This is a genomic window from Oligoflexia bacterium (assembly GCA_035326705.1).
GTDB lineage: Bacteria > Bdellovibrionota_G > JALEGL01 > JALEGL01 > JALEGL01 > JALEGL01.
This window is the reverse complement of record DAOLES010000001.1, coordinates 79,152-92,818: the sequence shown is the minus strand read 5'-3', so window position 1 is coordinate 92,818 and position 13,667 is coordinate 79,152. Positions and strand designations below refer to the sequence as shown.

Here is a 13,667-nt window from a genome sequence, read left to right as displayed (position 1 = left end):
CGGATAACTAAATGCAAGAAAGCTATTTTAATTAACCAATACGATAGTAATTAAATTCGCTTAGCTGCTTTACATCATATAAATTTCTACCATCAAATAAGGTGGGTGTTTTCATCACAGATGCAATCCTAGAAAAGTCTGGACTTCTAAATTCATTCCACTCTGTTAAGACACATAAAGCATCCGCTCCTTCAATTGCGGTGTACATATCTTCATGAACAGTAACATCTGATCCATAATGTTGATTTGTGTTTTGATTTGCTTCTGGATCATAACTGTGAATATCTGCTCCTAGAGCAATCAACTTATCCATAACATGCAAAGAAGGTGACTCTCTGATATCATCGGTTTTTGCTTTAAATGCTACACCCCACACAGCTATCTTTTTACCTTTTAAGCTCTCTTTACCACCAAAATGTTCAGTGATTTTACTAACATAATTATCTTTTTGTTTTTCATTGGCTTGTAAAGTTGCAGTCAGCAGGTCGGGTTGCATACCATGTTCTTTTGCTAAAAACTCTAAAGCTCTTACATCTTTAGGAAAACATGAACCACCAAATCCAATACTGGGATACAAATACTGCATGCCAATACGGTTGTCTGTTCCCATGGCTATGCGAACATCTTGAATATCAGCCCCAACATTTTCACAAATACGAGACATTTCGTTGATAAAAGATATTCTACAAGCTAGCAGCGAGTTTGCTCCATATTTTGCCATTTCTGCAGATCGACGTTTCATACTAAGAATGGGTTTTCCAGATCTAACAAAGCTTTCATACAGTTTTGTTAATGTTTCCTTAGCTCTAGCATTCTCAGTTCCTATAACAACTCTGTCAGGGTACATGCAATCTTGAACAGCAGATCCTTCACGCAAAAACTCTGGATTAGAGACCACTACAATATCATCTCTACCTTCATTTCTAACAATTTTTTCAACTTCATCACCTGTGCCTACAGGAACCGTGCTCTTGGTAATTAAGATCAAATCTTTAGGTGCATGTTTTGCTATATCTCTTGCAGCACCATAAACATATTCTAAATTTGCTGAGCCATTGTCAGAGGAAGGGGTTCCAACGCAAATAAGAGCGATTTGTGCATTGGCAAAGGCCTCATCTGCATTTGTAGTGAATTTTAACTTTCCTTGTTTGCTATTCTTTTCAACCAAATCTTCTAATCCTGGTTCAAAGAATGGAACCTTTGCTTGTTTTAACTGTTCTATTTTAGATTGGTCTAAATCAAGACACATCACCTGATTGCCTGTCTCAGCAAAACATGTCCCTGTGACCAAACCTACGTAACCTGTACCCACAACTGCTATTTTCATACAGTTCTTATAAACAGACTTAAACTAAATATCCAGAAATATTGCTTTAGGCAGTAAATCAACTCAGATGTATTTTGTACCAGGCATATGCCTGTGCCAACCTTCTTTTAAACTTATTTCAGGCTTCCAAGCTAAATATTTCTTAGTTTTATCAATATTGGCTACAGAATGTCGGACATCCCTCTGTCGCTTACTTTTTAATTCAGGAATCTTTGAGCATTCCACAAAATCAAGTATTTGACCGCCATCAACATAGAAATGGACTGTTTATTTTTAATCACTGCTATAAAAAAATTTGGAATTACTGCTGCATATTGTAAATCTACACTCTGCCTTTGACCAAATGCGAGCCAATAAAAACATTGCTTAACAAATTAAACCATTTTTAATTGCTTCATCAAAATAAAAGTGACAATTGTCATGACTTTGTAAAGCTGATGCTGGCCAGTTTTCTGATGGTTTATTCATGAGTGTGTGTTGAACAGCTTTAATTTTTTCCTTTCCAAAAGCAAGTACAATAATTTTTTTTGCCGCCAAAATGGTTGATATCCCCATAGTTACCGCTTGTTTTGGTTTTTCAATATCAGGGTCCAATAGTTCTTGATTGGCTTTAAGTGTTTGTTGACTTAAATTAACCAAATGACACTGACTATTAAAGGGTGTTCCCGGCTCATTAAACGCAATGTGGGCATTGGTCCCTAAACCAAGAATCACTAAATCAAGTCCACCTCTGTCTTGAATCATTTGTTCTTTGGCAATAATTTGATCCTGCATCTTAGAACTAGCCCCATCCCAAAAACTGTATTGCTCAGGTGTTAATCCTAAAGGCTTAATAACATGTTGCTTTAAAAAATATGCAAAAGAATATGGGTTTGAAGGTTCGTAGCCAACATACTCATCCAAATTTAAAAAAAAACATTCTTTGATAAGTGCTGGCTTAGTTTCTAAGTTTTTGATTAAGTTACGGTAAAATATTACCGGTGTTCTACCCGTGGCCAAAACAATATTTATGCTTTTTTTTTGCTCTGCTAACCATAAAAAAACATCTTGTGCTGCAGTACTGGCCGCCTGTTCAGGGGTATCGTAAAATTTTATATTTTGTAAAATCATTGTAGATCAACCAATTTATTTTTAATAGATTCTAAATAATCTGCAACAATGCTTACACAATACTTTGAGATATCAAAATTGTTTTGATTAATAACAGACGATAAATCAAGCGCATAGCTTTGATGTGTATACAAATTACCCTTGTCTGACTCAAAAAAAGTTGCATTACCTAGCTTTCTTCCTATTGTCCCCAAATCATAGCGTTTTTGACTACCTATATTTTGCGAGTAAAAACAATCAAGCAATTGCATTTGTAAATCGTCCCCTTCATTTTCTCCCAAAACATATTTGTATTGTCTTGGAAGCCAATCTAAACTGCCCCATACTTCACAAGCATAAAAACCTTTTAGCCATGACTTATCATTTATCATTTGTAATGCTTGCAAGCACGCACGCAATGTACACCGATGGGTTTTATGGTCATCAAAAGGACTATGGGTATAAATATAGTCAGGTTTAAAAAACTCTATTAATGCCTTAAGATCATTTACAAAAACTTCATCACCTTTTTTTAAAACTTCACTTTCAAGATTAAAGTGAATTAAGCCACTGTAATTACCTATCTGTGCTGCTTTTTCTTGCTCTTCTTTTCTTATCTTAACAATCTCATCTTTACTCTTTTCTTTAAACTCCCCATAGGCAGGTGCACCAGAACCATTGCTACAAATAATGGCTGCAAAATGTTTGTCATTATTTTGATAACACTGATGTATGGCGTTGAAAGCAAAGATTTCCACATCATCAGGATGGGCTCCAATCGCTAAATGGCTTATTTTCTTTCCTGCTTGAGGAAAGTTGTAAGTTAAAACAGTACTTTGAATAGCTACAGATTTATTTTCCATCTTTATCAATATAACTTTTTTCAAAAGCGTTGATTGCTTTATTGAGCTCTGAATAAGACGCTTGATCCAATGATTGCTTACATTGCATAGCATAAACCGATATTTTATGCAGCTGGTTTAAAAACTTATTGCGCTTGGCATCCGGCCAATCCATTTTTATTCTTTGAATTAGAAAGTACTCATTGACTATTTTTTGAATCTCACTTGCATGTTGCTCTTTGGTCATAATCCAACGAACGATTTGATTGTAATTGGTTTTATTAGCCTGCTTCTCTGCTTGTAACTCAGTAATCATTTTTCTTGCTTTTTCTATTGTCATGGCATGCTCTTGCATTAAATGTATCCTTGCATGATCATCATAAATACCACAAGGCACTTGACAGTGTGCTTGAGCACTTGAAAAACTCATATAAATTGCAGATATAAAAAACAAAACTGTTAATAATTTTTTCATTGTCTTCCTTTTATGAAGTGATATGAACAACTCTTAAATTGCTCATGATTCGTTATTTTTACTTTATATGCATCTTTTTTATCTGTTCTTGTCACACAGTCAACCCATATTTTGATTCAAAGAAAAAACATCATTCCGTCAATGGTTTTAAAAACACACACGCTCCTCCTGATCAATCTCTTTTTCAACTTTTACAGTGGTGGCTAAAACATAGACAAATTATTGCCGGCTTAAAACATGAAAAAGTTGATGTAAAGCCAGTTTTACCTAAAACTTTAATTCACAATGACCCTTCTACTGCTCAAATTACTTGGTTAGGACACTCTACAATTTTATTGCAACTCAAAGGCTTTAATATTCTATTTGACCCTATTTTTTCAAATCGGGCTTCACCTTTTTCTTTCTTAGGCCCTAGAAGAAAATCAAAACTTCCCATCAAACTCGAAAAGCTGCCTAATATAGATTATATTATTCTGTCACATGATCACTATGACCATCTTGATCCTCAAGCCATTGCAAAAATTGTTGCTCTTAATCCTGACGTACAAATTTTAACACCTTTGGCCTATAAAAAGTGGTTTGAAAAAATGAACATTTACAATGTTTTTGAACTCGACTGGTGGGATGAACTGGATAACGATAAAATAACCTTCCACCTAACACCTGCTCAGCATTGGTGTAGACGAACCCTATTTGATAAAAACGAACGCCTTTGGGGTTCATGGTTAATTGAAACCGAGGGTTTTAAATTTTATTTTGCTGGCGACAGTGGCTACGGCGACCATTACAAAACGATTAATAAGAAATTTGGTCCAATAGATTTCTCGGCCATACCCATTGGTTCATATTTACCCAACTGGATCATGAAATTTCAGCATATGAAACCCATGGAGGCTGCTAAGGCTCACATTGATTTAGCTTCAAAGTTTTCTTTGGGTATTCATTGGGGTACGTTTATTCTATCCGACGAAGCTTTACACCAACCCAAAGAAGACTTGATATTGGCCGTTAATCAACTTAAGCCCAAAATGCCATTTAAAACCATTGCCATTGGTGAGAGCCTAAAAGTCAAATTAAGACCCTAATACAACCCACTTAAAGGTAATCATTTTATTCCTCTGAGCTATATTGCCTCAGTTATTGCAAAATAAATGCGGCTAGGAAATCTAGACAATCTTAAGATTTGGGCTATACTCCCAACATGCAAAATACGCTTAAAACCACTGTTTTAATGGCATTATTGGTTGTCGTTTTTGCTTACTTAGGCAAATTACTCGGGGGTCAACAAGGTATGATTCTTGGTTTGATTTTTGCTGCTGTAAGCAATTTTTTCTCATACTGGTTTTCAGATAAAATGGTTTTAAAAATGTACAAAGCCAAAGAAGTTAATGAAACCTCTGCGCCTGAACTGTACAGTATGGTTCGTGGCTTAACCATGAATGCCAACATCCCCATGCCCAAAGTTTATATCATCCAAAACCCCACACCCAATGCCTTTGCAACTGGCAGAAACCCTGAGCATGCTGCAGTTGCCGTAACAACAGGGATTTTAAACTTACTGGATCATGATGAACTTTCTGGTGTTATTGGCCATGAGTTAACTCACATAGCCAACAGAGATATTTTGGTTCAGACCATTGCCGCTACTTTTGCTGGAGCAATTTCTATATTAGCCAGCATCGCAAGATGGGGAGCAATGTTAGGTGGCGGAAGAAGTCGTGATGGAGAAAACTCTAATCCTTTAGCTTTAATAGCTGCTATGATTTTTGCGCCTATGGCAGCCATGCTTATTCAAATGGCTATTTCTAGATCAAGAGAATATGGTGCCGATAAAGGTGGTGCAAAAATTTGTGGCAACCCTTTATATTTGGCAAGAGCTTTACAAAAGTTAGAACTGGGAGCTCAGCATTATCCAATGGATGATGCCACACCTGAAACCGCACATATGTTTATTATCAACCCTATAAGCGGTTTAAAGGGCATTAAAAATCTTTTTAGAACTCATCCTATTACCGCCGAAAGAATTAAAAGACTAGAAGCTATGGCTCAAAACCCAAGCTTAATGAACGGATGAGCCAAAACATAAAAAACTATGGTATTCATTGGTTTAGAAGAGACCTAAGAATAGCAGGTAATCCGGCTTTACAAGAAAACTGGAAAAAAAATGATGGCCGAGTTGTTGGTTTATTTTGTTTTGATAAAAAATTTCTCAGTAGAAATGATTTTTCTATTAACCGTTTTCAGTTTTTTATTGAAACATTAAAATCACTCAAACAAGAACTTCTTGCTGCTGGAAGTGATCTTCTTTTTCTTGACCAAGGCCCATTTGAATCATTTGAAAGTTTGTTTGAACAGTTTAATGCTCAAAATATACCACGCCCCACTTTATTTACTTGGAATAATGACTATGAACCTTTTGCTATAAAAAGGGATCAAAGCATTAAACAACTTTTAGACACTTGGGATATCTCACAATTTTCTTGTAATGATCACCTTTTAATTGAGCCAGAGTTGGTGACAAAAAAAGGAAGTGATGATGAGTATTATCAAGTTTTCACTCCTTTTTCTAGGCAATGGCTAGATGTCTTTAAAACAGAACCTATTCAAAGACGTATCAAACAACAAGAGCATACTTTTAACTATTTGGACGCTTTAAAAGACAATAAATCAAAGAAGATTTTTTCATTAACATGGGAGAACCTTTGTGGAAAAAAATTAAAGCTACAAGACAGTTTAAATACCTATGATCAGTCCAATAAAAAGAAAACAACGGTTCCAATACCAAAAGCAGGTTCTCTTTATGCCTATAAATGTTTAGAAAATTTTTCCAGCAAACTTAATTCATATAAAGATAAACGAGATACTCCTTCAATAGATGGCACCTCACAATTTTCATTTTTTCTTAAAAACGGATCTTTAACCATTGCTCAAATTATTGCCTACTTTAAACTTAAAGCTTTTGACCCCAAAAATAAAAACCAGAAAGACACTTTTTTCAATGAATTGATTTGGCGAGAATTTTATTATCACATTTTATATCACCACCCTCATGTTGAAAAAGAAGCCTTTAAACCCGAATACAATCAAATTCAATGGAAAAACAATGAACGGTGGTTTGAAGCTTGGAAAAACGGAGAAACCGGTTTTCCTATTGTTGATGCCGCCATGTTACAACTTAAAACAACGGGTTGGATGCACAATCGTTGTCGAATGATTGTGGCATCATTTTTATGTAAAGATTTATTGATTGATTGGCGCTGGGGAGAAAAATACTTTATGGAAACCTTACTTGATGGAGATTTAGCGCCAAACAATGGTGGCTGGCAATGGTCTGCTTCAACAGGTTGCGATGCCCAACCGTACTTTAGAATTTTTAATCCTTGGTCACAATCTAAAAAATTTGACCCAGAAGGATTGTATATAAAAAACTTTTTGCCCAAACTCAAAGATATTGATGCAGGGCTGCTTCATGATGAACGTAAAGTTTCAGAACATTATATGACTCCCATTGTTAATCATAAAACACAAAGAGAAAGAGCTTTAAAGATGTACAAGGAAATAAATAATGCTTAGTTTTTCTGTATCTGATTATTTTTACATTCAACTTTTTTCATCACTTTTTATGACAGGGCTTATTTGGTTTGTTCAAATTGTTCACTACCCTCTTTTTGCATACATTGAGCCCAGTCATTTCCCTCATTATGCAAAAAAACATCAAAGACTAACATCTTGGGTTGTGGGACCTGTCATGTTGTTAGAGGTGTTCTCAGCAATGATTTTGACCGTAAAGTACAATGTTTTATGGCTTAATATTCTTTTGATTATGGGCATTTGGTTGTCTACTGCTTTTCTGCAAATTCCTTTACATGGGCAACTTAGCCATCATTATGATATCAATAATATTCACTCTTTGACTAACGGCAATTGGATAAGAACCATTCTTTGGACTGTAAAATCAATTGTATTACTATTTGCTATTGTTGACTTTATTTAAAATATTTCACACTTGATGAGTTTTTAACTATATTGCATGCCATGAATAAAACAGTGATCATAACAGGTGCCTCAAGTGGCTTTGGCTACGAAACCGCTAAAAAACTGCATCATGAGGGATACACTCTCATCTTAGGTGCCCGACGAACAGAAAAACTTAAACACCTGCAACTTCTCTTAGGTGAGGAAAGATGTTTTGTTCATCAACTTGATGTCCAAGATACGCAGAGTGTACAGAACTTTAAAGATTTTACGGATTCAAAAAAACTTCAGATCAGTGGACTGATAAACAATGCCGGCCTTGCCCTTGGGAAGGATAGCTTGGTGGATTCTGATGAAAAAGATATTTTAACCATGTTGGACACCAATGTTCTTGGCATATTTCGTATGTGTAAAAGTTTCATCCCAATTCTACAAGAAACAGCATACTCACAGATCATTAACATAGGTTCAATTGCAGGGCATGAAGCTTACCCAAAAGGTGCTGGTTATTGTGCTTCTAAATTTGCGGTCAAGGCTTTAACTCAATCGCTAAGACAAGAGCTGCTTACAAAAAAAATTAAAGTCAGTTCCATTGATCCTGGTTTAGCCAACACAGAATTTAGTATTGTTAGACATAAAGGCAACCAAAATTTAGCAGATGCCACATACAATAACATAAGCCCTTTACATGCAAAAGACATTGCTGATGCTGTTTATTTTGTATTGAGTCGCCCAAAACATGTCAACATCGATCAAATGCTTATTATGCCAAGCCAACAAGCCAATGCCCATATGCTTGATCGCAGTGGAGAAATTGAATAACTATTGCTTATAAGATGATTTTTCAATCATTTTAATTTATGACTGTTGTATGTTTGCCATACAATACAACGAACTTGGCTCAAGTGATGTTTTAAACTATACCCAAGTCAATAAACCTTCTCCCAAAGACGGTGAAGTTTTAATCGAGCTTAAAGCGGCTTCGTTAAACCATTTAGATTTGCACTTTAGACGTGGCTTACCAGGCATGAAAAGCCCCCTTCCACATATTCCTGGTTCTGACGGAGCAGGTATTGTTGTTCAAAATGGATCTTTGGCCAGTAAATTTAATAAGGGAGATCGAGTCCTTATTAATCCCGGGATGCCCTGTGGAATTTGTGATCGTTGTAAAAATAAACAAGAAAACCTTTGTCATCAGTACCGTCTTTTTGGTCGAGAAAACAATGGTACCTATGCTCAATACACTTGCGTACCAGAACAAAACTTACTACCTATTCCAAGTGGAGTTGATTTTTATTCAGCGTCTGCCTTTGCACTTACTTACCTTACAGCTTGGAGTATGCTGATGGGTAAAGCGCAATTAAAACCCAAACAAACTGTTCTTGTTATGGGAGCTGGTTCAGGTGTTAGTTGCGCAGCCATACAAATAGCAAAATTTTTCAAATGCACTGTTTTTACAACGGCTAGCACCCAAGAAAAAAGACAAAAAGCAAAGGACCTACTACAGGTTGATGAATGCATTGATTACACCAAAGTTGCCATTGACAAAGAAATCCGATCATTAACTGACAAACAAGGTGTTGATGTCATCATAGACCATGTTGGTGGTGAACAATGGGTACCTTTATTAAAATCCGCGCGCAATGGTGGAAAAATTATAAGTTGTGGCGCCACTGCTGGTTTTGATCCAAAAACTGACCTTAGACATATTTTTTATAGACAAGTACAAATTTTAGGCTCAACCATGGGGACTTGGCAAGAAATGCAAGACGTTTATCAACACTTTATTGCCGGACATCTAAAACCAATCATTGATTCTGTTTTTCCTTTAAAAGATGCTGCAAAGGCACAAGACAAAATGGAAAACAGACAAAGTTTTGGAAAAATAGTTTTAGATATTCCCTATTAAAATCTCAAAAGGTACGGCCTTACTTTTGAGATCTTTTTTATTACCTTCCTAAAAGTAAGGCCGTACCTTTTGAGATAAATTACCCTCAAAGGCTAGCACTTGGGCACAAAGGCGCCAACTCACACTGTCCACATAATGGACGCTGTGCTTTACATACTCTTCTACCATGCAGAATGAGCCAGTGAGAAAAAATGGTCCAATCCTTTTGTGGCACCAACTTCATTAAATCTTTTTCAACCTTAATAGGATCTTTTTCTTTTGTAAAACCAAAGCGTCGACTTAGTCGCCCAACATGCGTATCAACAACAACACCTTCATTGATATTAAATGCATTTCCTAAAATCACATTTGCAGTTTTTCTACCTACCCCTTTTAGTTTGATCAATGCTTGCATGGTTTTGGGGACTTGACCCTTGTATTTTTCAACTAAAATTTGTGATGTTTCTAAAATTGATTTTGCTTTATTTCTAAAAAAGCCTGTGGTTCTAATTAAATCTTCTATGCTCTCTAATGGTGCTTTTGCCATAGCAAAAGCGTCAGGATAAGCCTTAAATAAAGCCGGTGTCACTTTATTAACTCTGACATCTGTACATTGAGCCGAAAGTATTGTTGCAATTAACAACTGAAACGGGCCATCGTGATCTAATTCACATTTTGGGTCGGGGTAAAGTTTGTTCAATTGTTTTAATATTTTTTTATGCTTATCTGGCATACTTCAAAGACCCCATATTTAGTAAAGGACTTAACTTTTCTAAAGGTAAGGTGTTGATTACATTTTTTTTAGTCAGGCCACCTTTTCTAGCAACATTAACCCCATAAAATGTATGCGATAAACCATCTATACTATGTGCGTCCGGATTTACAACCAGTTTAACTTTGTGTTTTATGGCTAGAGGTATGTAGCGCCAATCTAAATCTAAACGTTTAGGGTTGGCATTGATTTCAATAAATTTACCCAATTCACCCGCTTTTTTAAAAATAGCTTCTAAGTTAATTTTAAAACTATCTCTTCCGAGCAGCACTCTACCCGTTGGGTGCCCTAACATTGTGCAATATGGGTTTTCCAAAGCTTTTAAACATCTTTGTGTCATAAGATCTTCACTTTGATTCATGTATGCATGCACTGAAGCAATAACAAAATCAAGTTGTTTTAAAACAGAATCTGGATAGTCGAGCTGCCCATCTGGCAATATATCAGACTCAATCCCATGTAGAATATGAATTTGAGGATATTTCTTACGCAGGGTTTTGATTTCTTGTGCTTGTTGTTTGATGGTGTCCAAATTTAAACCACGTGCATAAAATGCGGTTTGACTGTGTTCAGAAATCCCAATGTATTGATACCCTAACTCTATTGATCTTTTAACCATTTCTTCTAGAGTGTTTTTTCCATCACTGTAGGTGCTATGCATATGAAATACGCCTTGAATATCAGTACTTTCAAGCAATGAACCTGGTGCGGGTGTATTGTTTATTTTTATATACTCTTTTTTACTTTCTCTGAGCTCAGGTAAACAATACTCAACTTTCATGGCTTTAAACACAGATTCTTCGGTTTCATGCTGATGTTCAAGTACATCTAACTGTTTAGTACAAATTTCTTGAATAAAAGCTTGTGATCCAGTGCTTTTAAATAAAACGCTACCATAGTTCTGTTTTGTGCAGGGGTACAACACAACAGGTATATTTTGATAGTTTGCGTAGATCTTATCTTTATCCATAGCATCCTTGGATAGTATAAGATTATCTATATTGTCTATTTTGGGTTTACTCTTTTGGGTTAATATCAACAATTCAATGGATGCGGCAACTTCCATACAACGTCTTAATTCACCGGTAATAACAACATCCTGAACTTCAGGCATTGTTTTGAGTTGCATAACCAGTTCTTTGGCTTTTTCACATAAAAAAGCATAGGTATATAGATTGTTAGTACTTTTTAAAAAATTTAATTGTTCTAATATTTTGGTTTGAGTTTTTTCTCCAAAACCATCCAGTTTAACCAACAAGCCTTCATAACATGCATATTCTAAATCTGCTAGGCTGGTAACACTCAACTCTGTGTAAAGTTTTAAAATCTTTTTACTGCCCAAACCTTTAATTTTTTTTAACTGATACAAATTCTCAGGATATTTTTTTAACAAACTTTGTAAAACTGTACTTTTATTGCCTTCACTTAACTCCAATATATCTGCGCTTAAGCCTTTGCCAATACCATCAATATCCGTAAAGTTTTGTTGTTCAAGGTAAGGATAAAATTCATTGGCCATTTCATCAATGATATTAATGGCTTTTTCATAAGCTCTTACTTTAAAAACATTGGCCCCATCTAATTTTAAGAAAAAAACCGTTTGCTTTAAGTGTTCAACAATATAATGGGCTATTTTTTTATATTTTTTTTCTGACATTATCAAAAGCACCCTAGCAATTGTTATTGACTGTGTTCAGCATCTAATTTTAATTTTTCTGCCAACTCTTGACCAAGGTATTTCTCAATTGCATAGCGGACCAAATACAATAAAGGAATTAAAGCCACCGCAGCACACATTTTATAAATATAATTGACAGTACCTACCGCCATAAACAAATTGTGTGACCATTGTTGTGGACCCAAAACAAAGGCAATATATAAGATTAAAAAACTATCTACCAGTTGAGATACAGCCGTAGAAGCGGTTGCTCTTAACCAGATCATTTTTTCTCCTAGCATATCTCTGATTTTTTTAAAAATAGTTGCATCAAGCAACTGGCCCACAATAAAGGCAATCATGGATGCAATAATTATCCTATTGCTCTGACCAAAAACAACCGCAAAGGATTGTTGCATATCTATGCCTTGTTCTGAAAAAATATTTTGCCACCATTCTGCTGGTGCCAAGTTAATGGCCCAAGAGACCATAATAAAAGCATATAAAATCAAAGCAACCGTTAAATAAGATAGGAAGCGCACTGCTTTTTTACCATAATATTCATTGATAATGTCTGTCATAATGAATACAACCGGCCATAAAATGGTTCCTGCAGAAAACGACAGTGTTCCTGTTTCAGACAGTATGCTCCAATTAAACTTTGCAATACCCACACTATCTTCAAAGGAAAAGATTTTAACTCCAACAAATTCTGCCACTAGAGTATTACAGATAAAAAAACCGCCCAAAATCAACAAAAGTCTTTTTGATCGATCCAACAAGATATGTGAATAATTCATGGCGATGGTGTATCATTAAGTCTAGCTTTGGAACAAGGAATTTTAAAACAAAATGGGGTGTTTTACCCACAAAAGTCTAAGAAACTGATCCCTGCATTGATTGGGTCAGTTGCTTTGCATGTGCTTTTAATGCTATTTTTTGCTTATAATGCTGATAATTTAATTCAAAGCCAAGAAAGCTTACCTTTAACTGATAAAGTGGAACTTATCCAAAAAGAGCAGTTATCCCAACAAATTGTAGAGCTCTTACAACCTGAAACATTAAAACCTAATAAAGACAGTAAGTATCTCAGTGACAGAAACACTTTTACAGAAAAGGAAGTGCGCCAAATTGAAGTTCAAAAAGCCCCAAAAAACACACAAAAAAGCAAACAAGAACAAAATGTAAAAAAGAAATACAATTTTTCTTTATCCCCTCAATACATTCTCAATGATATACGTAATCAAGAAAGCACCCAAAATGCTCCACAAAATTACTTGCCGGATATTGATATTGGTAATGAAACTTTACTCAATGCACAAAAATTCAAATATGCTTCTTTTTTTATAAGAATGAAACAGCAACTGGAAAATGTTTGGTCTCCTAGACCCATTGTTTTTCAACAAAATCTCAATGGAAAGTTTTACAGTACAAAACTGAGTATTCGCTTAGATCAAAATGGCTACTTATTGTCCGTTAAAATAGTAGACTCCTCTGGAAGTCCATTTTTAGACGAAGAAGCCATACGGTCAGTTCAAAAAGCAGCTCCTTTTATGAACCCCCCTTCGCAGTTACTTGATCAAAATCAGCAACTGTATATTCCAAGCTGGAGCTTTATTATTTCAAAATATTAGCTTTTACT

Annotated in this window: 14 protein-coding genes; 7 read left to right on the top strand and 7 right to left on the bottom strand. The window is 35.4% G+C overall.

Annotated elements, in window-relative coordinates; translation table 11 throughout:
- Positions 1 to 31: 31 nt before the first annotated feature.
- The 4 genes from PKC21_00470 to PKC21_00455 all read right to left on the bottom strand — a co-directional run bounded on the left by PKC21_00470 (position 32) and on the right by PKC21_00455 (position 3,733).
- Positions 32 to 1,327 carry a UDP-glucose/GDP-mannose dehydrogenase family protein gene (locus tag PKC21_00470; protein ID HMR23801.1) on the bottom strand — a complete coding sequence of 432 codons (1,296 nt, stop codon included), beginning with the start codon at positions 1,325 to 1,327 and terminating at the stop codon, positions 32 to 34.
- 366 nt (positions 1,328 to 1,693) lie between these two features.
- Positions 1,694 to 2,437: a glucosamine-6-phosphate deaminase gene (locus PKC21_00465; protein HMR23800.1), complete on the bottom strand. Its 744-nt coding sequence runs from the start codon at positions 2,435 to 2,437 to the stop codon at positions 1,694 to 1,696.
- Positions 2,434 to 3,279 (bottom strand): PIG-L family deacetylase, encoded by an 846-nt coding sequence (locus tag PKC21_00460; GenBank protein ID HMR23799.1) that lies wholly within the window; start codon positions 3,277 to 3,279, stop codon positions 2,434 to 2,436. Before PKC21_00460 ends, PKC21_00465 begins: the two co-directional genes overlap by 4 nt.
- Positions 3,269 to 3,733, bottom strand: a complete 465-nt coding sequence (locus tag PKC21_00455) for a superoxide dismutase [Ni] (protein ID HMR23798.1) — start codon at positions 3,731 to 3,733, stop codon at positions 3,269 to 3,271. Before PKC21_00455 ends, PKC21_00460 begins: the two co-directional genes overlap by 11 nt.
- A 44-nt stretch (positions 3,734 to 3,777) precedes the next feature.
- On the opposite strand from PKC21_00455, the gene PKC21_00450 reads away from it, so the two are divergent.
- The 6 genes from PKC21_00450 (at position 3,778) to PKC21_00425 (ending at position 9,617) form a co-directional block, all read left to right on the top strand.
- The gene (locus tag PKC21_00450) at positions 3,778 to 4,818 is read left to right on the top strand and encodes an MBL fold metallo-hydrolase (GenBank protein ID HMR23797.1); all 1,041 of its coding nucleotides are present in this window, start codon (positions 3,778 to 3,780) and stop codon (positions 4,816 to 4,818) included.
- 116 nt (positions 4,819 to 4,934) lie between these two features.
- Positions 4,935 to 5,807: a zinc metalloprotease HtpX gene (htpX, locus tag PKC21_00445; GenBank protein HMR23796.1), complete on the top strand. Its 873-nt coding sequence runs from the start codon at positions 4,935 to 4,937 to the stop codon at positions 5,805 to 5,807.
- On the top strand, positions 5,804 to 7,306 hold the full coding sequence (locus PKC21_00440; GenBank protein ID HMR23795.1) for a deoxyribodipyrimidine photo-lyase: 1,503 nt from the start codon (positions 5,804 to 5,806) through the stop codon (positions 7,304 to 7,306). Before htpX ends, PKC21_00440 begins: the two co-directional genes overlap by 4 nt.
- Positions 7,299 to 7,727, top strand: coding sequence for a hypothetical protein (locus tag PKC21_00435; GenBank protein ID HMR23794.1), 429 nt, complete (start codon positions 7,299 to 7,301; stop codon positions 7,725 to 7,727). Before PKC21_00440 ends, PKC21_00435 begins: the two co-directional genes overlap by 8 nt.
- Positions 7,728 to 7,768: 41 nt before the next feature.
- On the top strand, positions 7,769 to 8,530 hold the full coding sequence (locus tag PKC21_00430; protein ID HMR23793.1) for an SDR family NAD(P)-dependent oxidoreductase: 762 nt from the start codon (positions 7,769 to 7,771) through the stop codon (positions 8,528 to 8,530).
- A 49-nt stretch (positions 8,531 to 8,579) separates the two neighbouring features.
- Entirely contained in the window at positions 8,580 to 9,617 is a 1,038-nt protein-coding gene (locus PKC21_00425; GenBank protein ID HMR23792.1) for a zinc-binding dehydrogenase, read from the top strand.
- 85 nt (positions 9,618 to 9,702) lie between these two features.
- On the opposite strand, the gene nth is transcribed toward PKC21_00425, so the two are convergent.
- Genes nth through PKC21_00410 form a run of 3 tightly spaced genes read right to left on the bottom strand, consistent with a single transcriptional unit; the run spans position 9,703 to position 12,825 of the window.
- On the bottom strand, positions 9,703 to 10,329 hold the full coding sequence (nth, locus tag PKC21_00420) for an endonuclease III (GenBank protein HMR23791.1): 627 nt from the start codon (positions 10,327 to 10,329) through the stop codon (positions 9,703 to 9,705).
- Complete coding sequence (locus PKC21_00415) at positions 10,319 to 12,025, bottom strand: PHP domain-containing protein (GenBank protein HMR23790.1); 1,707 nt, start codon at positions 12,023 to 12,025, stop codon at positions 10,319 to 10,321. Before PKC21_00415 ends, nth begins: the two co-directional genes overlap by 11 nt.
- A 23-nt stretch (positions 12,026 to 12,048) precedes the next feature.
- Positions 12,049 to 12,825, bottom strand: coding sequence for a queuosine precursor transporter (locus tag PKC21_00410; GenBank protein ID HMR23789.1), 777 nt, complete (start codon positions 12,823 to 12,825; stop codon positions 12,049 to 12,051).
- A gap of 27 nt (positions 12,826 to 12,852) precedes the next feature.
- Here PKC21_00410 and PKC21_00405 point away from each other — a divergent pair, with 27 nt between their 5' ends.
- Positions 12,853 to 13,659 carry a TonB family protein gene (locus PKC21_00405; GenBank protein HMR23788.1) on the top strand — a complete coding sequence of 269 codons (807 nt, stop codon included), beginning with the start codon at positions 12,853 to 12,855 and terminating at the stop codon, positions 13,657 to 13,659.
- Positions 13,660 to 13,667: the final 8 nt, after the last annotated feature.